Consider the following 21,357-nt stretch of genomic DNA (forward strand, 5'->3'; position numbering starts at 1 on the left):
CAGCACCTGGCGGGGATGAAGGACTCCAAGGTGATCGTGGCGATCAACAAGGACGAGGAAGCGCCGATCTTCCAGGTGGCCGACTACGGTCTGGTTGCCGACCTGTTCGAGGTGGTTCCGCAGCTGCAGCAGGCGCTGTAAGCCTTAGGGGACCGCGCCGGTACCGCTCCCGCCAAGGCGGGCCGGCGCCTTTTTCTTGCGGCGCAGCACCTTGCGCCATCCCCGGATTCTTGCCCCTCATCCGTACTGCCGGCCTTTGCTGGGCAGTGTTATCATCCGCTCCGTCAGCCCCGCCGGGGCTTGCAGGCCACCTCCATGGACTTACCCAGTCGTCAGTACCCGAACATCTGCGTGAAACAGCGCGCCAATACCATCTGAATCTCCCGGATGCACCCACCATTCGGGGGTGGAGTGCGTCATGACCGACAACGACAGCAAAAAACCTCAGGAAAGCCTGCAGGATCGCCTCGCCCAGGTGATCGAGCTGCTGCACCGTCACCGCCTGGTGGAGGAGCTCACCCATCGTCAGGAGGGGGAGCATCAGGAGCGCGTCGAGCAGCTGGTACACCGCCAGAATCTGGCCGAGCTGCAACGCAAGCTCGATGACCTGCACCCGGCCGACATCGCCCATATCCTCGAAGCCCTGCCGCTGGATGAGCGTCTGACCGTCTGGCAGCTGGTCAAAGCCGAGCGCGATGGCGACATCCTGCTGGAAGTCTCCGATGCGGTGCGCGAAACCCTGATCGCCGACATGGACGATGAGGAGATCCTCGCCGCAGCGCGCGATCTGGACGCCGACGAGCTGGCGGATTTGGCTCCCGAGCTGCCCCGTGATGTCGTCTACGAGCTGATGGAATCGCTGGATGCCCAGCAGCGCGAGCGGGTGCGCTCGGTGCTTTCTTATGAAGAGGATCAGGTCGGCGCGCTGATGGACTTCGAGATGGTCACCATCCGCGACGATGTGACCCTTGAGGTGGTGTTGCGCTACCTGCGCCGCCTGAAGGAGCTGCCGGGGCATACCGATAAGCTGTTCGTGGTCGATCACGACGGCCTGCTCAAGGGCGCGCTACCGATCAAGCGCCTCCTGGTCAACGACCCGGACAAGAAGGTCGCCGAGGTGATGGCGACGGATCCGGTGACCTTTTACCCGGACGAAGAAGGTCATGACGCCGCCCAGGCCTTCGAGCGCTATGACCTGATTTCCGCCCCGGTGGTCGATCTTTACGGCAAGCTGATCGGCCGCCTGACCATTGACGAGATGGTCGACCTGATCCGGGAGGAGAGCGAGAGCGAAGTCCTCAACATGGCCGGTCTGCGTGAGGAGGAGGACATCTTTGCCTCGGTCTGGAAGTCCCTGCGCAACCGCTGGGCGTGGCTGGCGCTCAATCTGGTCACCGCATTTCTCGCCTCGCGTGTGATCGGATTGTTCGAGGATTCGATCGAGAAACTGGTGGCACTGGCGGCATTGATGCCGATCGTCGCTGGTATCGGTGGCAACTCCGGCAATCAGACGATCACCATGATCGTGCGGGCCATGGCCCTGGATCAGGTGAGTGTCGGCAACACCTGGCGTCTGCTGCGCAAGGAGCTGGGGGTCGGCCTGATCAATGGTCTGGTCTGGGGCGGGGTGATCGGTGCAGTGTCCTGGTACCTGTACGGCGACTGGGCGCTGGGTGCGGTGATGACCGCGGCGATGACCCTCAACCTGCTGCTGGCTGCGCTGATGGGCGTGCTGATCCCGATGACCCTGACCCGTCTGGGGCGTGATCCGGCCATGGGCGCCAGTGTGATGATCACGGCCATGACCGACAGTGGCGGCTTCTTCATCTTCCTCGGACTGGCCAGTCTCTTCCTAATGTGATGACAATTTTGTCAATTGCGAGCGGCTTGATGCTTTTTCAGGCCTCGTGGGCTTGGCAATTGTCGACAATGCGTGCTTGTCTATAGATCAGAGCGTGCGCAGCGCGCGCCGGGCGGGCAGCGCTGCTGCACCAGCATCTTATTCACTCACGGGAGACGGCCCACATGACGGCTGAACAACTGTTGCTGGAGGGACTGGAGCTCATGCTGCTGGGTATGGGCTTTGTGTTCACCTTCCTGGTCGTGCTGATCGGCGCGATCCGCCTGATGTCACGGCTGATCGCGCGTTTTGCGCCGCCGCCTGTGCCGGTGCTGGCGCCGCGCCGCGTACCGTCGCCGGCTGCCGCCACCCCCGCGGCGCAGCAGCTGCCGGATGGCGAGCTGCTCGCCGCGATCCAGGCGGCCATTCACCAGCACCGCGCGCGTCGCGGCTGACCACACCTTTCGGGAGTCCGTTTCATGACCGCTGTGCAGAAACCGCTCGGCATCACCGATGTGGTGCTGCGTGACGCGCACCAATCGATCCTCGCCACCCGCCTGCGCCTTGAAGACATGCTGCCGATTGCCCCCAAGCTCGATCGGGTCGGCTTCTGGTCGGTGGAGTCCTGGGGCGGCGCGACCTTTGACGCCTGCATCCGCTACCTGGGTGAAGATCCCTGGGAGCGGATCCGCGCGCTGAAGCAGGCCATGCCCAACACCCGTCAGCAGATGCTGCTGCGCGGCCAGAATCTGCTCGGCTATCGCCACTATGCCGATGATGTGGTGGACACCTTCGTTGAACGTGCGGCGATCAACGGGGTGGACGTATTCCGCGTGTTCGATGCGATGAACGATCCACGCAACCTGCAACGCGCCCTGCAGGCCGTGAAGCAGGTCGGCAAGCATGCCCAGGGCACCATTTCCTACACCACCAGCCCGGTACATACCCTAGAAATGTGGGTGGATCTGGCCAAGCAGATCGAGGACATGGGCGCCGATTCGCTGGCGATCAAGGACATGGCCGGGATTCTCAAGCCCTATGTGGCCTTCGAGCTGGTCTCACGGCTCAAGGCCAGCCTGTCGATTCCGATCCAGCTGCATTGTCATGCCACCGCCGGCCTGTCCAGCGCGGCGATTCTCAAGGCGGTCGAGGCCGGGATTGATACGGTCGATACCGCCATCTCTTCGCTGGCGATGACCTACGGCCACTCGCCGACTGAATCGGTGGTGGCGATCTTTGCGGGCACCGAGCGCGATACCGGCCTGGATCTCAACCTGCTGGAGGAGATCGCTGCCTACTTCCGCGAAGTACGCAAGAAGTACGCCAGGTTCGAGGGCAACCTCAAGGGCGTCGACTCCCGTATCCTGGTCGCCCAGGTGCCGGGTGGCATGCTCACCAACATGGAAAGCCAGCTCAAGGAGCAGGGCGCCCAGGACAAGTTCGACCAGGTGCTGGCGGAAATCCCGCGGGTGCGTGAAGACCTCGGCTTCATCCCGCTGGTCACCCCGACCTCGCAGATCGTCGGTACCCAGGCGGTGATCAACGTGCTCACCGGCGAGCGCTACAAGTCGATCGCCAAGGAAACCGCCGGCGTGCTCAAGGGCGAGTACGGTGCGGCGCCGGCTCCCTTCAACGAGGCGCTGCAGGCCCGTGTGCTGGACGGCGCCGAGGCGATCACCTGCCGTCCGGCCGACCTGCTCGAGGCAGAGATGGACAAGCTCAGCGCCGAGCTCAAGCAGCTGGCCACCGAGAAGGGCTTCACGCTGGCGGCCGACGCGATTGATGACGTGCTGACCTACGCGCTGTTCCCGCAGATCGGCCTGAAGTTCCTGGAGAATCGCGGCAACCCTGCAGCCTTCGAGCCGGCATCGACCGGCCAGGAAGGCGCGCCGCGCGAGGCCGGCAAGCCCGAGGTGTACACCGTCGAGGTCAACGGCCAGTCGTTCGTGGTGCAGGTCAACGAGGGTGGCGACATCGAAGGCATCAAGCCGCTGGGCAGTGCTGCCCCGGCCGGCGCACCGGCAGTGGCCGCTGCGGAAGGCGGTGGCGAGCCGCAGAACGCCCCGCTGGCCGGCAACATCTTCAAGGTGCTGGTGCAGCCGGGCGAGGTGGTCGAGGAGGGTCAGCTGGTGATCATCCTCGAGGCGATGAAGATGGAAACCGAGGTGCGCGCGTTCCGCGCCGGCACCGTTGGCAGCGTCAGCGTCAAGGTCGGTGATGCGGTGGCGGTGGGCGATGTCCTGCTGACCATCGGCTGAGGGGACGGTCATGGAAAAACTGATCAAACTCTGGCAAAGCACCGGCCTTTATCATCTGGAGCCGGGGCAGGCGCTGATGATCGCGGTCTGCCTCGGGCTCATCTATCTGGCGATCCGCAAGGGCTTCGAGCCACTGCTGCTGATTCCGATCGGCTTCGGCGGGCTGCTGTCGAACATCCCGGTGGCCAACATGGCCGAGGGGGCGGGCTTCCTGCACCTGATCTACGAGGTGGGCCTGCCGACCAGCCTCTTCCCGCTGCTGATCTTCTTGGGCGTCGGGGCGATGACCGACTTCGGGCCAATGCTCGCCAACCCGAAGACTTTGCTGCTCGGCGCTGCCGCGCAGTTCGGCATCTTCGGCACGCTGCTGGGGGCGCTGGCGATTGCTTCGCTGGGGATTCCCGGCCTTGAGTTCACCCTCAAGGAAGCGGCCTCGATTGCGATCATCGGCGGTGCCGACGGGCCGACCTCTATCTTCGTCACCTCCAAGCTGGCGCCGGACCTGCTCGGCCCGATTGCCGTGGCGGCTTATGCTTACATGGCGCTGGTGCCGCTGCTGCAGCCGCCGATCATGCGTGCGCTGACCACGCCCGAGGAGCGCGCCATCGTCATGCAGCAACTGCGCCCGGTGGGGCAGGTGGAGAAGATCATCTTCCCCATCGTGCTGTGCCTCTTGGTCGGCCTGCTGCTGCCGGATGCCGCGCCGCTGATCGGCATGTTTGCCCTCGGCAACCTGCTGCGCGAGAGCGGGGTGGTCGAGCGCCTGGCTGATACCTCGCGCAACGCGCTGATCAACATCGTCACCATCTTCCTCGGCCTGACCGTGGGCTCCAAGCTGTCGGCGGACGCCTTCCTGCAGCTGAAGACCCTTGGCATCCTGCTGCTCGGCATGATCGCTTTCTGCGCCGGTACGGCAGCCGGGGTGCTGATGGCCAAGGTGATGAACCTGTTCAGCACCCACAAGGTCAACCCGCTGATCGGCTCGGCCGGCGTCTCGGCGGTGCCGATGGCGGCGCGGGTGTCGAACAAGGTTGGCCTTGAGGCCAATCCGCAGAACTTCCTGCTGATGCACGCCATGGGCCCGAACGTGGCCGGGGTGATCGGCTCGGCAGTGGCGGCGGGGGTGTTGCTCAACTTTGTGGGCTGACCGGGCGGTGCACTGGGCGTGCCGGCAGCGCGGGCATGACAAGCGCGGGAGGCTCGTTTAACATCGGCGCCCGATCGCGCCTGTAGCTCAGCTGGATAGAGCAACCGCCTCCTAAGCGGTAGGTCGGGGGTTCGAATCCCCCCTCGCGCACCACCGATCCATGAACAGGGCTCGCCGCAAGGCGGGCCTTTTTCATGGGCGCGTTTCGACGAGACAGGGCGCCCGGCGTGCCCAGCATCACGAAAGGCAGGGACGCGCCACCGGGCCTGGTTATGGGAAGATAAAGGCTCCGGCCTGCCCGCCGCTGGCCCCTGCAACGAGAATCCGTCATGCACCGCTCCCCGCGTCTGCGCAGTCTGCTGCTTGGTGGCTGCCTGCTCTTCGGTCTGCTGCTGTCCCTGAAACAGGGCGTGGCGCTTTACAGCGCGCTGGCCCACGAAACCAGCCCCGAACAGGCATGGCAGGCCCTCACCGGGCACTGGCCGCTGCTGGTGCCGCCCCTGCTGGCGCTGCTGTTTGGCTGGCTGCTGCACCGCTATCTGGCGGGTCGCCTGCTGGCGTTGGTGCGGCGCAGTGGGCGTCAACCGGCGCATGCTGATGCGCTGGACAGCCTCGATGCCACCCTGGGCGCGCTCGAGCAGGACGCACAGATCACCCGTAACCGCGATGCCCGGCTGCTGGATGCGCTGCCGCTGCCGGCCTGGCGCCTGGATGAGGCCGGGCAGGCGGTGCTGTTCAATACGGCCTGGAAGGCTTTCAGTGGCCAGCTACGGGGCGAGGGCTTGCAGGATGGCTGGTTACAGTTGGTGCAGGAGGCGGATCGTGCCGCCTTGCAGGCGGCCTTGGCCGGCGCACTTGAGCAGGCCACACAGCTCACGATACGGCTGCGCCGTGCGGACGGTCGCTACCGCCTCAGTCGCCTGAATATCCAGCCGTTGAGCGCGGCGGACGGTCGCCGCGAAGGCACCCTGATCAGTGCGCTCGATGTGCAGGAGCAAGAAGAAGCAGGGCAGGCGCGCGCCAATGACGAGGCGCGTTTTCGTGGTCTGGTGGAGCGCTCGATGGTCGGCGTCTACCTGCTGCGCGGTACCACCCTGGAGTACGTCAACCCGCGCATGGCCGAGTGGTTCGGTTATGAGCCCCGCGAGCTTTTGGGGGTGCCGTTCGCATCCCTGGCCAGCGAAGGGGATCGTCAGGCGCTGGAGGATCTGCTTGCAGCGCAACTGGCCGCAGAGCCGGCCGAGCTGCACCACGAATTTACCGCGCTGCGCCGGGACGGGGAGCCGTTTATCGTCGAGATCTTCGGCACGCGCATTCTGCTCGATGGCGAGCCGGCGGTGATCGGCAGCCTGCTCGACATCACCCGCCGCCGTCATGACAGCGAAGCGCTGCAGACCGTGGTGGATGCCGTGCAGGCCAGCCCGGTGGTGCTGCTGCGGCGCAGCCTGCAGCCGGGCTGGCCGATCACCTTTGTCTCCAGCAACGTGGCGCGCTGGGGGCTGGATACCCAGGCGCTGAGCCTGGGCCAGCGCCGTTTCAGCACGCTGATTCACCCGGACGATCTGCCGGTGGTGATGGCGCAGATTGAGCAGGCGCTGGCGGAGCGGCGCAGTGAGTTCGTGCTCGAATACCGCCTGCGCAGCGGGGTGGGCAGCTATTTGTGGATCGCTGATCACATCAGCGTGCAGCGCGATGAGGAGGGGCGGGTGCTGTTCCTGGAGGGGCTGCTGCTGGATATTTCCGCCCGGCGCGCCAGCGAGGAGAAGCTGCGCCACGCGGCGGCCATTTTTACCCATGCCCGCGAGGGTGTGGTGATCACCGACACCACACCGCGGATCATCGCCGTCAACCGGGCCTATACCGAAATCACCGGATACAGCGAGCACGAGCTGCTCGGCCTCAACCCGAATGTGGTCAGTTCCGGGCGCCAGAGCGCGGCGTTTTATAAGGAGATGTGGCGGATCCTGACCGAGGAAGGTTCCTGGCAGGGCGAGATCTGGAATCGCCGCAAAAATGGCGAGATCTTCCCGCAGTGGCACAGCATCAGCGCGATCCGTGATGAGCAGGGCCAACTCACCCACTATGTGGCGGTGTTTACTGATATTTCCGTGTTGCGCAATGCCGAAACCCACCTGGAGTGGCTGCTCAACCATGAGCCGCTGACCGGGCTGGCCAGCCGTGCGGCGCTGCTGGAGCGTCTGCAGGCTGCACTGGAGCGCGAGCGCCCGCTGGCGCTGGCCTGTCTGGAGCTGGAAGGCTTCACGGCGCTGGCCGATCAGCTCGGACTGGAGCAGGCGGATGCGCTGCAGGCGCAGCTGGGGGCTGCCCTGGCACCGCTTGCCGGCAGTGATGACCTGCTGGCCTGTGTGCAGCCAGGGCGCTTTATGCTGCTGCTGGAAGGGGCTGAGGCGCTAGCGAGGCTGGACAGTCTGGCCGAGCGCTGCCAGCAGGCGTGTCAGGCGCATCTGGATGTGGCCAGCCTGCCGGCCGGGCTGGTGCTGCGGCTGGTGATCCACCCGGCGGCGCCTGAAACACGTGTGGCGCAGGCGCTGTGGCGCGAGGCGAGTCTGGCGCTGCGTGGCCCGCAGGCGCAGCGTCTACTGCTGGTGCCGTTCGCGTCCTGAGTGGCGGCGTCCGGCGTCGCCGCGCCGGACGCAACGGGCTATAATCGCCGCCCCGCCCCTTACAAGATGACCTGCCCATGTACGCCCTGGCCCGCGCACTGATGTTCAAGCTGTCCCCGGAAACCTCCCATGAACTGGCCATCGATCTGGTGGGTGCCGGTGGGCGTCTGGGGGTCAACCGCCTGTTGTGCAAGACGCCGCAGCTGCCGGTGACGGTCATGGGCCTGGAGTTCCCCAACCCGGTGGGTCTGGCCGCGGGCCTGGACAAGAACGGTGATGCGATCGATGGCTTCGCCCAGCTGGGTTTTGGCTTCATCGAGATCGGCACCGTCACGCCACGTCCGCAGCCGGGCAATCCCAAGCCGCGTCTATTCCGCCTGCCGGAAGCCACGGCGATCATCAATCGCATGGGCTTCAACAACCAGGGCGTTGATTATCTGGTCGAGCGCGTTCGCGCGGCCCGCTACCGCGGTGTGCTGGGCATCAACATCGGCAAGAACTTTGATACGCCGGTTGAGCGTGCGGTGGACGATTACCTGATCTGCCTGGACAAGGTCTACGGCCATGCCAGCTACGTCACGGTCAATGTCAGCTCGCCGAACACACCGGGGCTGCGCAGCCTGCAGTTCGGTGACTCACTCAAGCAGCTGCTCGATGCGCTGCGGGTGCGTCAGGAGCAGTTGACCGCGCTGCATGGTCGCCGTGTGCCGCTGGCGATCAAGATCGCCCCCGACATGAGCGATGAGGAAACCGTGCTGGTCGCCCGCGCCCTGCTGGATACCGGCATGGATGCGGTGATTGCCACCAACACCACCCTGAGCCGCGAAGGCGTCGAGGGGCTGGCGCAAGCCGGCGAGGCGGGTGGATTGTCCGGGGCGCCAGTGCGTGAGAAGAGTACCCATACCGTGCGGGTGCTGGCGGGGGAGCTGGCGGGGCGTCTGCCGATCATTGCCGCGGGCGGGATCACCGAGGGTGTGCATGCTGCGGAGAAGATCGCGGCCGGGGCGAGCCTGGTGCAGATCTATTCCGGCTTCATCTACAAGGGCCCGGCGCTGGTGCGTGAATCGGTGCAGGCGATTGCGGCGGCGGGTCTGCGCCGCTAAGCGGACAATAGATCAGGGCTCCCGCGGGAGCCCTGAGTGAATGAGGTGATCGTTGGCTGAGGGTCAGCGGGCGATTCAGCCGACCGCGTGCAGTTCGTTCAGACGGTGGATGCCGGCGGTACCGGTCATGCCTGCCCAGTTGTCACCACGGCCCTCTCGCCAGCCGTTGAGCCATGCCTGACGTGTGGCCGGCAGGCTGAAGGGGCACATCTCGCGGGACTTGCCGCTGACCCCGTACTGATATCCACGCAAAAAAGCTCGTTCCAACGGATCACGCTTGAGTCTTCTCATCGGGTATTTCCCTCGTTGTAGGACTGACTGACCGTTGGCCTCCCCCTGGAGGCCGCCGCTCCCGGTTCGGTGGGAGCGCAGGCTGATGCGTGGTATGCGTCAGCCTTCTTCGATCATCAATCAGCCTGAGTCGATCTGTGAACGATCGATTCTTCATAAGTAATTCATCAAACCGCAACTCAGCGCATAAGCCGGTGACCGCTAACCCGGCCCCGCGCGATGGCGCGCAGGGCCTGATTCGCCGCGCACGTCGCTGCGCGCCCCGGTCCACCGCCCGCTGAGGCATACTGTTGGCCTCGTTTCTGGAAGCTGCCCATGTCCGATCTCTACACCCTCGTTCTGACCAGTCCCAAGGGGCTGGAAACCCTGCTGCTCGAGGAGGCCGCAGCGCTCGGCCTGCAGGACGGCCGCTCGCAGGTCGCTGCCGTGCAGGGGCAGGGCAGCCTGGAAACCGCCTATCGCCTGTGCCTGTGGTCGCGCCTGGCCAACCGCGTGCTGCTGGTACTCGGCCGCTTCCCGGTGGACAGCGCCGAGGCGCTCTACCAGGCGGTGCGCTCGGTTGACTGGAGTGAGCATCTGCTGGCCACCGGCAGCCTGGCCATCGAGTTCTCCGGCCGTGGCGCTGGCATCGACAACACGCACTTCGGCGCCCTGAAGGTCAAGGATGCCATCGTTGACAGCCTGCGCACCGCCAGTGGCGAGCGCCCGTCGGTAGACAAGTACGACCCCGACCTGCGCGTGCATGCGCGCCTGGAGCGTGGTGAGCTGGTGTTGTCCATTGATCTCTCTGGCTTCAGCCTGCACCAGCGCGGCTACCGCCTGCAGCAGGGCGCTGCGCCGCTCAAGGAAAACCTCGCCGCCGCTATCCTGATCCGCGCCGGCTGGCCGCAACTGGCCGCCGAGGGCGGTGCACTGGCTGACCCGATGTGCGGGGTCGGCACCTTCCTGGTCGAGGCCGGGATGATGGCCGCTGACCTGGCGCCGAATCTCAAGCGCGAAAAGTGGGGCTTCTCCAACTGGCTCGGCCATGTGCCGGCGCTGTGGAAGAAGCTGCACGCCGAGGCCGAAGCCCGCGCTGCTGCAGGTCTGGCCCGGCCGCCGCTGTGGATCCGCGGCTACGAAGCTGACCCGCGGCTGATCCAGCCGGGGCGTAACAACATCGAGCGCGCTGGGCTCGGCGACTGGGTGAAGATCTATCAGGGTGAGCTGGCCACCTTCGAGCCGCGTCCAGACCAGAACCAGACCGGGCTGGTGGTCTGCAATCCGCCCTACGGCGAGCGCCTGGGGGACGAGGCCAGCCTGCTGTATCTCTACCAGAACCTCGGCGAGCGCCTGCGCCAGTCCTGCCTGAACTGGCAGGCGGCGGTGTTCACCGGCGCACCGGAGCTGGGCAAGTGCATGGGCCTGCGCAGCCACAAGCAGTACGCCTTCTGGAACGGCGCGCTGCCCTGCAAGCTCTTGCTGTTCAAGGTGCTGCCCGAGCAGTTCGTCACCGGGCGCAACGAGGCAGCGCAGCCGGCGCCGCAGGCGCGGATGATCGGCGGCCAGCTGGTCGAGCGCCCGCCGGCGGTGCGCAGCGAGCCGGCACGCCTGTCCGAAGGCGGGCAGATGTTCGCCAACCGCCTGCAGAAGAACCTCAAGCAGCTGGGCAAATGGGCGCGCAAGACCGGTGTCGAGTGCTACCGCCTGTATGACGCCGACATGCCGGAATATGCCCTGGCAGTCGATCTGTACCGCGACTGGGTGCATGTGCAGGAATACGCACCGCCGCGCTCGATCGATCCGGACAAGGCCCAGGCGCGCCTGCTCGATGCGCTGGCGGCCATCCCGCAGGCGCTGGATATCGACCCTTCACGGGTGGTGATCAAGCGCCGCGAGCGTCAGGCCGGCAAGAAGCAGTACGAGCGCCAGGCCCAGCAGAGGCAGTTCATGGAGGTCGGCGAGGGTGGCGTCAAGCTGCTGGTCAATCTCACGGATTATCTGGACACCGGCCTGTTTCTCGACCACCGCCCGCTGCGCCTGCGCATCCAGCAGGAAGCCGCCGGCAAGCGCTTCCTCAACCTGTTCTGCTACACGGCGACCGCCACCGTGCATGCCGCCAAGGGCGGTGCGCGCAGCACCACCAGTGTCGATCTGTCGAAGACCTATCTGGACTGGGCGCGGCGTAATCTGGCGCTCAACGGCTTCTCCGACAAGCACCGGCTCGAGCAGGGTGATGTGATGGCCTGGCTGGAGGCCGATCGGGGCGAATATGAGCTGATCTTCATCGATCCGCCGACCTTCTCCAACTCCAAGCGCATGGAAGGCGTGTTCGATGTGCAGCGCGACCACGTGCACCTGCTGGATCTGGCCATGGCCCGGCTGGCCAAGGGTGGAGTGCTGTATTTCAGCAACAACTTCCGCAAGTTCCAGCTCGATCCGGCCCTGGAGCAGCGTTATGCGGTGGAGGAGATCAGCGCGCAGACCCTCGATCCGGACTTTGCCCGCAACCCGAAGATCCACCGCGCCTGGCAGCTGAGCGCCCGCTGAGGGCGCCCGACCGCCGGTGTCCGGTCAGCGCGCCTGACCGGACAGCACGCCCGGACGCTGATGCAGCTCCAGCAGCACCTGATCGAGAATCGATGAAGCACCCCACGGGCGCGGGTGGTTGAGGATCGCCACCACCGCCCAGATGTGCCCCTGCGCATCACGACTGTAGCCGGCCAGTGCCCGCACGTTGTTCAGGGTGCCGGTCTTGAGGTGGGCATTGCCGGCCAGTGGCGTGTTGCGCAGGCGCTTGCGCAGGGTGCCGTCCATGGCCGCCAGCGGCAGCGAGGAGATGAACTCGGCGGCATACGGGCTCTTCCAGGCTGCCAGCAGCATGTTGGCCATCTCGCGGGCGGTGATCCGCTCGTTGCGGGACAGGCCTGAGCCGTTTTCCATGATCAGGTTGGGGGCGCGAATGCCCTTGCGGGCCAGCCACTGGCCGATGGCGCGATGGGCAGCGGCGGCATCATTGGCATCCCCCGGCAGGCGATGGCGCGCGCCGATCGACAGGAACAGCTGCCGGGCCATGGTGTTGTTGCTGTACTTGTTGATGTCGCGGATCACCTCCACCACATCCGGCGACAGCGCTTGGGCGAGCAGGCGGGCATTGCCCGGTGTGCTGCCGAGGCGGTCATTGCCGAGAATCCGTCCGCCCAGCTCGCTCCACAGGGCGCGAACCGTACCGCCGGTGTAGACCGGATGATCGAGCAGCGACAGGTAGCGCTGGCCGCTGCAGCCCTCGGGGATCTGCCCCGCAGCGGTGATCTGCACCGTGCCATCGGGCTGGGGGCGAAACTGATAGGTGACCTGCGGCCAGCTCGGGCAGGCACCCGGGGCGGTGACCTGCACGCGGTTGTCGATACGGATATAGGGAATCGGCGGTTCGGCCAGCACCTGGGCGCCGCGCGCCTCACCGCGCACGATCAGGCGCAGCGTCTTGAGATTGACCAGCAGCGCATCGGGCTCGACCAGATAAGGACGGGTGTTGTCGCCACCATCGTCATCGAAGGGCGTCTGCCCCTCGGTACGAAAATGGTTACGCTCAAGCACCAGATCACCCTGCACCTCCTCAACGCCCGCATTGCGCAAGTCGCGCAGCAGCAGCCACAGGCGCTCCATGGTCAGCTTGGGGTCACCGCCGCCCTTGAGATAGAGGTTGCCCTGCAACACGCCGTTGCGGACCGGGCCATCGGCATAGAAGGCGGTCTTCCACTGGTGGGTTGGCCCGAGCAGCTCCAGCGCTGCGTAGGTGGTGACCAGCTTCATGGTCGAAGCCGGGTTCACCACCATATCGGCATTCAGATAGCTGGCCTTGCCGGGGCCGGTCAGCGGGATCATCGCCAGCGACAGGGCCTCGGTGGGCAGCTTGCTGGTGCGCAGCGCCTGTTCGACCCGCGGCGGCAGGTTGACGGCCGAAGCCGGCAGCGGCAGGGCCAGCGGGACGATCAGGCTGAGCGCGCCGAGCAGGCGCAGCGTGGGGGATGCAGAACAGACCCTGCCCAGCAGGGTGCGGGTGATGCGGGACAACATGAGTGTTCTCACGGGCGCAGTGGGCGAAAGTGTCGCGCATTATGCCTGAAACCCCATGGCGCGCTGTCAGCGGCCACACATTTGCCGGTGCACCGGGCAGTCATGGGCCTGGCACACGGAAACTGGTAGAGTGGCCGCCACTTCAACCGGTCGAGGAACCGAGCATGGCTACCAATCGTTCGCGCCGTCTGCGCAAGAAACTCTGTGTCGATGAATTCCAGGAAGTCGGTTTCGAGCTGCTGCTCGATTTCCGTGAGGACCTTGACGCCGAAGCGGTCGAAGCCTTCACCCAGGACTTTCTTGCCCAGGCCATCGGCGCCAACGGCCTGATCTTTGTCGGCTGCGACGAGTTCGGCATGGTCTGCCTGGCCAAGCGTGGCTCGGTGAATGCCGAGCAGCGCGCAGCGGTCGAAGCCTGGCTGCAGGGCCGTGGCGAGCTGGCCTCCTTCAAGGTAGGCGAGCTGGTCGATGCCTGGTATCCGGGGCGCGCGATCAACGCGGCCTGATCGCCGGCGAGCCATCGCCAAGCCCCGCTCCGTTGCCGGATGCGGGGCTTTTTTGTGTCCGCTTCAGACCGGGCTGGAGCGTCCGGTCATCTCGCGGGCCATTTCGGTGGCGTAGCTGTCAGTCATGCCGGCGATGAAGTCGATGACCCGCAGATAGCCTTGATAGAGCGGGGCGTAGGGGTTCGGGGCATTGTTGCCGAGCAGATCGAGGATGCGCCGGTGCTTGAAGGACGGCGTGCGCCCGCCATGCTGCTCGAGCGCGGCCCCGATAAAGGCATCGAGGAGAATTTCCAGGGTGGTATAGGCGCCGATCTCGTGCAGGGTCTTGCGCTTGTCATGGAAGATCTTCTCCCGTGCCAGCGCCTTGGCCCGCAGCACGCACTCCTTGGCCGGGCCGTGCATGTGTTCGACCAAATCGCCCTCGAGGGTGCCGGCCAAAAGCTCATCATGCCGGGCCACGAACGCCCGCGCCGCGGCATTGGTCAGGTGCTCGATCGCCTTGCCGCGCAGGATCGCCAGCTTGCGCCGCCGCGAGTCCTGGGGGCCGAGCAGACGGTAGGTTTCTGGCAGATCATCTCCGACCAGATCCAGCAGCAGTGCCTCGACTTCCGGGTAGTCGAGCAGCTCCATCTCCAGACCGTCCTCCAGATCGATCAGGCCGTAACAGATGTCATCCGCCGCCTCCATAAGGTAGACCAGTGGATGGCGGGCCCAGCGCTGTGCATCGAGCTGTGGCAGGCCCAGCCGCTGGGCGATCTGGCCCAGCAGCGGCAGCTCGCTCTGGTAGCAGCCGAACTTGTGCTTCTTGTAGCCCTGGCCTTCGAGGTGCCGGGTGCTCCAGGGGTATTTGAGGTAGCAGCCGAGCGTGGCGTGGGTCAGGCGCGCCCCACCGTCGAACTGGTGATATTCCAGCTGGGTGAGTACCCGAAAGCCCTGGGCATTGCCTTCAAAGTTGAGAAAGTCGGCGCGCTCATCAAGGCTCAGCGCATCCAGCCAGCCGCGTGCCGCGGCCTGCTCGAACCAGTGGCGGATCGCATCCTCGCCGGAGTGGCCGAACGGTGGATTGCCGATATCGTGGGCCAGGCAGGCGGATTGCACGATCACGCCCAGATCACTCGGATCCGTCCAGGCGGGCAGGTGCTCGCGGAGCATTTCACCTACTCGCATCCCTAGCGAGCGGCCGACGCAGGCAACTTCGAGGCTGTGGGTCAGGCGGGTGTGGATGTGGTCATTGCTGGACACCGGATGCACCTGGGTCTTGCGGCCCAGCCGGCGGAAGGCGCCGGAGAAGATGATCCGGTCGTGGTCCTTGTGAAAGGCGCTGCGGCCAAGTTCTTCGGCGCTCTGCGAGGGTTTGCCGAAGCGTTCACGGGTGAGCAGGGTAGGCCAGTCCAAGAGCAGTCCTCGAGCAGGGATGTGCCCTGAGCTTGCGCACTCGCGCGCCGGATCGCAAGCTTTGCGAAGGCCGGGATGCCCAGGCCACAGGCATCCCGGCGTGCGGCTTTTAAGGACGCCCGGCCAGCAGATGCGCCTCGGCGGTTTCGATGGCCTCCAGCGGGCCGGCCAGCAAGAGGATATCGCCGGCCTGCAGGGATGGATTCTCGACCAGCGGCAGCTCCCGATCGTCACGGCGCACGGCCTGGATTTCTACCCCCAGTTGCGGCAGGCCCAGCGACGCCAGGGTGCGCCGGCAGGCGTAGGCATCCGCGCTGAGGGTGACCGCATGCAGGATGATGCGCGGCTTGCCCTGGCCATCGAGCAGGTTGGGCTGGGCGCCATGGTAGAAGCCGTGCAACAGGTGGTAACGGTTGCGCCGTACTTCGTCGACATGCGCCTGAGCCTGCTGCTCCGGCAGCCCGAGCAGGACCAGGGCGTGGGAGGCGAGCATCAGGCTGGACTCCAGCACCTCGGGGATTACCTCGGTGGCGCCGGCGGCCTGCAGCTCGGCCAGATGGGCATCATCCCGTGTACGCACCAGGATCGGTACGCCGGGGGCCATTTTACGGGCGCTGCGTACAGTCTCCAGTGCATGCTCGGCATGGTTGGCGGCGACCACGATCAGGCTGGCGCGCTCGGCACCGAGGGCGGCCAGCAGCTCCGCCCGCCGCGAGTCGCCAAAGTGTACGTGGTGCTCGCCGGCGGCGGCTTCCTGCACCCGTACCGGGTCGTTATCCAGCGCGACAAAGGGGATGCCCTCAAGACGCAAGATCCGGCCGATCGACTGGCCCACACGGCCAAAGCCGCAGATCAGTACATGCTGGTGTTGGCTCTGGCAGGCTTCGCTGATCGCCTCGGCATTGCCCTCGCTCGGTGGGCGATGCGCTAGACGGGCGGCGATCTTGGGTGCGGCGCGCAGCAGCAGCGGGGTGACGGCCATCGAGCAGAAGGTAGCGGCGAGGATCAGGCCACTGATTTCAGCGGCCAGCAGGCCGGAAATCTGCGCCTGGGCGACTAGGGCAAAGCAGAACTCGCCCCCCTGTGCCAGCGCCAGGCCGCTGCGCCAGGCGCTTTCCGTATCGCCGCCCCGCAGGCGTACCAGCAGGGTGACCACCGCAGTCTTGAGGGTCAGCAGGATCAGGGTCATGGCGAGGATGGTCAGGCCGTGGCTGGCGAACAGGCCAAGGTCGATGAGCATGCCGACGCTGACGAAAAACAGTCCAAGCAGTACGTCGCGGAACGGGCGGATGTCCGCCTCGATCTGGTGACGATAGTGGCTTTCACCCAGCAGCATGCCGGCGAGGAAGGCGCCCAGCGCCATCGACAGGCCCAGCAGGTGAGTCAGCCAGGCGGTGATCAGCACCAGCACCAGGGCCAGCAGCACGAACAGTTCGGCGGTATTGGCCTGCGCCACTTCATGGAACAGGCGCGGCAGCACCCAGCGGCTGACCGCCATCAGGCCGATGAACAGCAGGATCGCCTTGCCCAGGGTGATGGGCAGTGCCCAGTACCAGCTCACGGTGTTTTCACCACCGCCGGCTATCACCGGGATCATGGTCAGGAGCAGCACGGCGACCAGATCCTGGAACAGCAGCACCCCAATCGCGTTCTGCCCGTGGGGTGAGAAGACCTCACCGAGGCTGCTCAGCTCCTTGGTGACGATGGCGGTAGAGGAGAGGGCCAGTCCGCCGCCAATCACCAGCGCTGCGGCCAGGCTCAGATCCAGCAGGTAGAGCAGGCCGGCCAGCGGCAGGGTACAGGCGACCACCTGCAGGCTGCCGAGACCGAATACCACCCGGCGCAGGGCCAGCATGCGTGGCAGGGAAAATTCGAGCCCGAGGCTGAACAGCAGGAAGACCACGCCAAATTCGGCAAGCAGCGGCAGGTCCTCGTGCTGCTCGATCCAGCCCAGGGCGCCGGGCCCGAGCGCCAGTCCTACGCTCATGTAGGCCAGCAGGGGCGGTAGTTTCAGGTAGCGAAACAGGGCGATGGCCAGCAGTGAAGCGGCCAGAATGATCAGCAGGTTGACGAACAATGCCTGTACTCCCGGGCAAGAAACTTCCAGTAGCCGGCAGCATGCCGAGGGGAGGGCGGATCGTCCAGTTCGACATAGGTGGTCCGAGCCGTCCGGTGCCGGTGGCATGTTAGACTCGGGCGCCCTTTTGCCGGAGAGCTGCCAGCGTGCTGCCCGAATGCCAGTTGCTTACTACCCTGGGATGTCATCTCTGTGAACAGGCTGAAGATCAGCTGATGCCGCTGGTGGCGGTTGGCCTGTCGATCGAAGTGGTGGATATTGCCGAGCAGGAGGCTTGGGTGGCGACGTATGGGCTGCGCATTCCGGTTCTGCGTCGTCTGGATACCGGCGCCGAGCTGGACTGGCCGTTTGATACGGCGCAGGCGGCGGTATTCGTTGCACCCTGCTGAGTAGGTCCGCCTGCCGCCTCGGGCGGGCGGAAGGTACAAAACACCGGACAACAAAAACCCGCCGTTTAGGCGGGTTTTTCGGGTTTGGTCGGAGCGACTGGATTCGAACCAGCGACCTTCTCGTCCCGAACGAGACGCGCTACCAAGCTGCGCTACGCTCCGTTGTTATGGCGCGCATTCTACCGAAAAACTTTTGGTGCACAAGGGGTTAGCGAAAAAAATTGTGTATTCGGCGGTCGGTGCAGGCGACCCATGGCGCCCAATGGGCTGTTTTCACTGATCTGCAGCAGCGGCAGCAAAGGATTTATGGTCTAGAGTCCAGAGGACTGTCGTTGTTTGCTGCTGCCAAGGAGTAGAGCCATGAGCCTGATGAAAGCCGCTGTCTTCGTAGAGCCCGGTCGGATCGAGCTGATTGAAAAGCCCATTCCGCCGGTCGGGCCGAATGATGCGCTGGTGCGCATTACCACCACGACCATCTGTGGCACCGACGTGCATATCCTCAAGGGGGAGTATCCGGTGGCCAAAGGCCTGACCATTGGTCACGAGCCGGTCGGTATCATCGAAAAGCTCGGCAGCAATGTGCAGGGCTATCAGGAAGGACAGCGGGTGATTGCCGGTGCGATCTGCCCCAGCTTTACCTCCTACGGCGCTCAGGATGGCTTCCCGGCTCAGGATGGTGGCTGCTCCTGCCACGGTTACAAACCGATGGGCGGCTGGCGCTTTGGCAATACCATCGATGGCACCCAAGCGGAGTATGTACTGGTGCCGGATGCCCAGGCCAACCTGGCGCCGGTGCCGGATGGTCTGACTGATGAGCAGGTGCTGATGTGCCCAGACATCATGTCCACCGGCTTTGCCGGGGCCGAGTCAGCCAATATCAAGATCGGCGATATTGTCGCGGTGTTTGCCCAGGGGCCGATCGGGCTGTGTGCGACTGCCGGTGCCAAGCTGCGCGGCGCCAGCACCATCATCGCGATTGATGGCGTCAACGAGCGGCTGGAGATTGCTCGCAAGATGGGTGCGGATGTCACGCTCAACTTCCGCGAAGTGGATGTAGTTGATGAAATCATGAAGCTCACCGGCGGACGCGGCGTGGATGCCTCCATCGAGGCACTGGGCCTGCAGTCGACCTTCGAGCAGGCTCTGCGGGTGCTCAAGCCGGGCGGTACGCTGTCGAGTCTTGGGGTCTATTCCAGTGACCTGACCATCCCGCTGGGGGCGTTCCATGCAGGGCTGGGCGACAATAAGATCGTCACCTCGCTCTGCCCGGGCGGCAAGGAGCGCATGCGTCGCTTGCTGAACATCGTGGCTTCCGGGCGGGTCGATCTGGGCGCGCTGGTGACGCACGAGTACAAGCTCGATGACATCGTGGCGGCTTATGATCTGTTCTCGCATCAGCGGGATGGGGTCTTGAAGGTCGCGATCAAGCCGTTCTGACCTCGGCTAGGTATGCGCAGGCATGACCTGCGCATACCCCCAGTGAAGTGGAGGGGGCTTGCGGATAGCGTGGCGGCTGGAGTGGCGGGGCGCGCGGCTGCTACCATCGCGGCTTTGCACAACCGCCCTCAGGCCGAGACTCCCATGACCACCGTACGTACCCGCATTGCGCCGTCGCCCACCGGCGATCCGCACGTTGGCACTGCCTACATTGCCTTGTTCAACCTGTGCTTTGCCCGTCAGCATGGCGGGCAGTTCATCCTGCGCATCGAGGATACCGATCAGGTGCGTTCGACCCGCGAGTCGGAGCAGCAGATCTTCGACGCGCTGCGCTGGCTGGGCATCGAGTGGGACGAGGGCCCGGATGTCGGTGGCCCCTATGGGCCGTATCGCCAAAGCGAGCGCAGCGAGCTTTATCAGCGCTACGCCCGCCAGCTGGTCGAGCAGGGGGATGCGTTCTACTGCTTCTGCACACCCGAGGAGCTTGATCAGATGCGCGCCGAGCAGATGGCGCGTGGCGAGACACCGCGCTATGACGGTCGCGGGTTGCAGTTGTCCGCCGAGGAGGTGGCGCGTCGTCTGGCCGCTGGTGAGCCTCATGTGATCCGCATGAAGGTGCCGAGCGAGGGTGTCTGCGTGGTGCAGGACATGCTGCGCGGCGAGGTGGAGATCCCCTGGGATCGCATGGACATGCAGGTGCTGATCAAGACCGATGGCCTGCCGACCTACTTCCTGGCCAACGTGGTGGATGACCACCTGATGGGCATTACCCATGTCCTGCGTGGCGAGGAGTGGCTGCCATCGGCGCCCAAGTTGCTCAAGCTGTACGAGTATTTCGGCTGGCAGGCGCCGGTCAACTGCTACATGCCGCTGCTGCGCAATCCCGACAAGTCCAAGCTGTCCAAGCGCAAGAATCCCACCTCGATCACCTTCTATCAGCGCATGGGCTATCTGCCCGAGGCGATGCTCAATTATCTGGGGCGCATGGGCTGGTCGATGCCGGATGAACGCGAGAAGTTCTCCCTGGCCGAGATGATCGAGCACTTCGATATCCAGCGGGTCTCGTTGGGCGGGCCGATTTTCGATGTGGAAAAACTCTCCTGGCTGAATGGTCAGTGGCTGCGTGAGCTGCCGCTGGAGCGTTTTGCGGCGGAGCTGCAGAAGTGGGCTTTCAATCCTGACTACCTGATGCGGGTGGCTGGGCTGGCGCAGAGCCGGGTGGAGACTTTCAGCGAGCTGGCACCGCTGGCGGGCATGTTCTTCATGGGTGGCGTCCATCCGGAGGCCCGGCTGTTCGAGCACAAGAAGCTCTCGCCGGAGCAGGTGCGTCAGGCACTGCAGCTGATCCTCTGGAAGCTAGAGGCGCTGCGCCAATGGAACAAGGAGGGCATCACCGCTGTGATTCAGGCGGTGGCGGAGTTCCTGGGTTGCAAGCTGCGCGACCTGATGCCGCTGATCTTCCCGGCCATCAGCGGGCAGGCCAGCTCGGTATCGGTGCTTGATGCCATGGAGGTGCTGGGAGCGGATCTGTCGCGCTTCCGACTGCGTCAGGCCATCGAGCTGTTGGGCGGTGTTTCGAAGAAAGAGAACAAGGAATGGGAAAAGCTGCTGCCGCATATTGGTAGCTGACGGCTCCCGGGGTGAGGGCCGGCATGGCCTCACCCCGCATGATGTATTAAGTGCTTGTTCTGTGAGCGAAAGTCACGAAAAAACCCTCAGAGGGTATTGACGACCTGTAAGCCCGGCTTTAAGATTTGCCCCGCTTCATAGCGAGCGCTGATCAAACAGCGCAGTGTGTGAAGTCACCACGAAAGTGGGGCTATAGCTCAGCTGGGAGAGCGCTTGCATGGCATGCAAGAGGTCGACGGTTCGATCCCGTCTAGCTCCACCAAATTATCCAGCAACTTGCTGAAGTCTGGCGGGTTGTACGAAGGTTTACGTCCCCTTCGTCTAGTGGCCTAGGACACCGCCCTTTCACGGCGGTAACAGGGGTTCGAGTCCCCTAGGGGACGCCATATTCCAGCTCGGTGCCATGGTGCCGAGGGCAGTATCGGGGCTATAGCTCAGCTGGGAGAGCGCTTGCATGGCATGCAAGAGGTCGACGGTTCGATCCCGTCTAGCTCCACCAAACTATCCAGCAACTTGCCGAAATCTGGTGGGTTGTACGAAGGTTTACGTCCCCTTCGTCTAGTGGCCTAGGACACCGCCCTTTCACGGCGGTAACAGGGGTTCGA

The 21,357-nt window shown here is 64.8% G+C and carries 15 protein-coding genes, 5 tRNA genes and 1 pseudogene; 16 read left to right on the forward strand and 5 right to left on the reverse strand.

The annotated features are described in order from the left end of the window. The 8 genes and pseudogenes from MXC11_RS11270 to MXC11_RS11305 form a co-directional block, all read left to right on the forward strand. Positions 1-141: pseudogene (locus MXC11_RS11270) on the forward strand (electron transfer flavoprotein subunit alpha/FixB family protein); the annotation flags it as partial. 277 nt (positions 142-418) lie between these two features. Further along, positions 419-1,861, forward strand: a complete 1,443-nt coding sequence (mgtE, locus tag MXC11_RS11275) for a magnesium transporter (protein ID WP_250010284.1) — start codon at positions 419-421, stop codon at positions 1,859-1,861. Positions 1,862-2,025: 164 nt separating this feature from the next. Continuing rightward, entirely contained in the window at positions 2,026-2,295 is a 270-nt protein-coding gene (locus MXC11_RS11280) for an OadG family protein (RefSeq protein WP_250010285.1), read from the forward strand. A 24-nt stretch (positions 2,296-2,319) separates the two neighbouring features. Further along, positions 2,320-4,098, forward strand: coding sequence for a sodium-extruding oxaloacetate decarboxylase subunit alpha (gene oadA, locus MXC11_RS11285; protein WP_250010286.1), 1,779 nt, complete (start codon positions 2,320-2,322; stop codon positions 4,096-4,098). Positions 4,099-4,108: 10 nt separating this feature from the next. Further along, positions 4,109-5,245, forward strand: a complete 1,137-nt coding sequence (locus MXC11_RS11290; protein WP_250010287.1) for a sodium ion-translocating decarboxylase subunit beta — start codon at positions 4,109-4,111, stop codon at positions 5,243-5,245. Between the two features lie 76 nt (positions 5,246-5,321). Beyond that, positions 5,322-5,398 (forward strand) — tRNA-Arg (locus MXC11_RS11295). 176 nt (positions 5,399-5,574) lie between these two features. After that, complete coding sequence (locus MXC11_RS11300; RefSeq protein WP_284060486.1) at positions 5,575-7,869, forward strand: PAS domain S-box protein; 2,295 nt, start codon at positions 5,575-5,577, stop codon at positions 7,867-7,869. 77 nt (positions 7,870-7,946) lie between these two features. Beyond that, entirely contained in the window at positions 7,947-8,972 is a 1,026-nt protein-coding gene (locus MXC11_RS11305; protein ID WP_250010288.1) for a quinone-dependent dihydroorotate dehydrogenase, read from the forward strand. Positions 8,973-9,047: 75 nt separating this feature from the next. Here the strand turns inward: MXC11_RS11305 and rmf are convergent, their stop codons facing one another. Beyond that, positions 9,048-9,263, reverse strand: a complete 216-nt coding sequence (gene rmf / locus MXC11_RS11310) for a ribosome modulation factor (RefSeq protein ID WP_250010289.1) — start codon at positions 9,261-9,263, stop codon at positions 9,048-9,050. Between the two features lie 315 nt (positions 9,264-9,578). Here rmf and rlmKL point away from each other — a divergent pair, with 315 nt between their 5' ends. Further along, positions 9,579-11,792 (forward strand): bifunctional 23S rRNA (guanine(2069)-N(7))-methyltransferase RlmK/23S rRNA (guanine(2445)-N(2))-methyltransferase RlmL, encoded by a 2,214-nt coding sequence (gene rlmKL, locus MXC11_RS11315; protein WP_250010290.1) that lies wholly within the window; start codon positions 9,579-9,581, stop codon positions 11,790-11,792. Positions 11,793-11,816: 24 nt separating this feature from the next. Here the strand turns inward: rlmKL and dacB are convergent, their stop codons facing one another. Further along, a complete protein-coding gene (gene dacB / locus MXC11_RS11320) occupies positions 11,817-13,319 on the reverse strand; it encodes a D-alanyl-D-alanine carboxypeptidase/D-alanyl-D-alanine endopeptidase (protein ID WP_250010291.1) in 1,503 nt (500 codons plus the stop codon). Positions 13,320-13,483: 164 nt separating this feature from the next. Between dacB and MXC11_RS11325 the strand changes: the two genes are divergently transcribed. Next, positions 13,484-13,825, forward strand: a complete 342-nt coding sequence (locus MXC11_RS11325) for a YggL 50S ribosome-binding family protein (RefSeq protein WP_250010292.1) — start codon at positions 13,484-13,486, stop codon at positions 13,823-13,825. Positions 13,826-13,888: 63 nt separating this feature from the next. Here MXC11_RS11325 and MXC11_RS11330 read toward each other — a convergent pair whose 3' ends face one another. Further along, a complete protein-coding gene (locus tag MXC11_RS11330; RefSeq protein WP_250010293.1) occupies positions 13,889-15,220 on the reverse strand; it encodes a deoxyguanosinetriphosphate triphosphohydrolase in 1,332 nt (443 codons plus the stop codon). 109 nt (positions 15,221-15,329) lie between these two features. Further along, positions 15,330-17,297, reverse strand: a complete 1,968-nt coding sequence (locus MXC11_RS11335) for a monovalent cation:proton antiporter family protein (protein ID WP_250010294.1) — start codon at positions 17,295-17,297, stop codon at positions 15,330-15,332. Between the two features lie 146 nt (positions 17,298-17,443). Between MXC11_RS11335 and MXC11_RS11340 the strand changes: the two genes are divergently transcribed. Further along, positions 17,444-17,686, forward strand: coding sequence for a glutaredoxin family protein (locus MXC11_RS11340; protein WP_250010295.1), 243 nt, complete (start codon positions 17,444-17,446; stop codon positions 17,684-17,686). 85 nt (positions 17,687-17,771) lie between these two features. On the opposite strand, the gene MXC11_RS11345 is transcribed toward MXC11_RS11340, so the two are convergent. Next, positions 17,772-17,848 (reverse strand) — tRNA-Pro (locus MXC11_RS11345). 198 nt (positions 17,849-18,046) lie between these two features. Between MXC11_RS11345 and MXC11_RS11350 the strand changes: the two genes are divergently transcribed. The 5 genes from MXC11_RS11350 (at position 18,047) to MXC11_RS11370 (ending at position 21,251) form a co-directional block, all read left to right on the forward strand. Further along, positions 18,047-19,123 (forward strand): NAD(P)-dependent alcohol dehydrogenase, encoded by a 1,077-nt coding sequence (locus tag MXC11_RS11350; protein WP_250010296.1) that lies wholly within the window; start codon positions 18,047-18,049, stop codon positions 19,121-19,123. A 144-nt stretch (positions 19,124-19,267) separates the two neighbouring features. Continuing rightward, a complete protein-coding gene (gene gltX, locus MXC11_RS11355; RefSeq protein WP_250010297.1) occupies positions 19,268-20,752 on the forward strand; it encodes a glutamate--tRNA ligase in 1,485 nt (494 codons plus the stop codon). Between the two features lie 186 nt (positions 20,753-20,938). Beyond that, positions 20,939-21,014, forward strand: a tRNA-Ala gene (locus tag MXC11_RS11360). 48 nt (positions 21,015-21,062) lie between these two features. Next, positions 21,063-21,138: transfer RNA gene (locus MXC11_RS11365), tRNA-Glu, on the forward strand. Positions 21,139-21,175: 37 nt separating this feature from the next. Next, positions 21,176-21,251 (forward strand) — tRNA-Ala (locus tag MXC11_RS11370). Positions 21,252-21,357 lie beyond the last annotated feature (106 nt).

This window comes from Pseudomonas eutrophicaquae (assembly GCF_023544715.1).
Classification (GTDB): domain Bacteria; phylum Pseudomonadota; class Gammaproteobacteria; order Pseudomonadales; family Pseudomonadaceae; genus Geopseudomonas.

Excerpts from the sequence above, each read along its gene's own strand:
- mgtE (WP_250010284.1), top strand. The coding sequence starts at position 419 with ATGACCGACAACGACAGCAAAAAACCTCAGGAAAGCCTGCAGGATCGC.
- MXC11_RS11280 (WP_250010285.1), top strand. The coding sequence starts at position 2,026 with ATGACGGCTGAACAACTGTTGCTGGAGGGACTGGAGCTCATGCTGCTG.
- oadA (WP_250010286.1), top strand. The coding sequence starts at position 2,320 with ATGACCGCTGTGCAGAAACCGCTCGGCATCACCGATGTGGTGCTGCGT.
- MXC11_RS11290 (WP_250010287.1), top strand. The coding sequence starts at position 4,109 with ATGGAAAAACTGATCAAACTCTGGCAAAGCACCGGCCTTTATCATCTG.
- MXC11_RS11300 (WP_284060486.1), top strand. The coding sequence starts at position 5,575 with ATGCACCGCTCCCCGCGTCTGCGCAGTCTGCTGCTTGGTGGCTGCCTG.
- MXC11_RS11305 (WP_250010288.1), top strand. The coding sequence starts at position 7,947 with ATGTACGCCCTGGCCCGCGCACTGATGTTCAAGCTGTCCCCGGAAACC.
- rmf (WP_250010289.1), bottom strand. The coding sequence starts at position 9,263 with ATGAGAAGACTCAAGCGTGATCCGTTGGAACGAGCTTTTTTGCGTGGA.
- rlmKL (WP_250010290.1), top strand. The coding sequence starts at position 9,579 with ATGTCCGATCTCTACACCCTCGTTCTGACCAGTCCCAAGGGGCTGGAA.
- dacB (WP_250010291.1), bottom strand. The coding sequence starts at position 13,319 with ATGTTGTCCCGCATCACCCGCACCCTGCTGGGCAGGGTCTGTTCTGCA.
- MXC11_RS11325 (WP_250010292.1), top strand. The coding sequence starts at position 13,484 with ATGGCTACCAATCGTTCGCGCCGTCTGCGCAAGAAACTCTGTGTCGAT.
- MXC11_RS11350 (WP_250010296.1), top strand. The coding sequence starts at position 18,047 with ATGAGCCTGATGAAAGCCGCTGTCTTCGTAGAGCCCGGTCGGATCGAG.
- gltX (WP_250010297.1), top strand. The coding sequence starts at position 19,268 with ATGACCACCGTACGTACCCGCATTGCGCCGTCGCCCACCGGCGATCCG.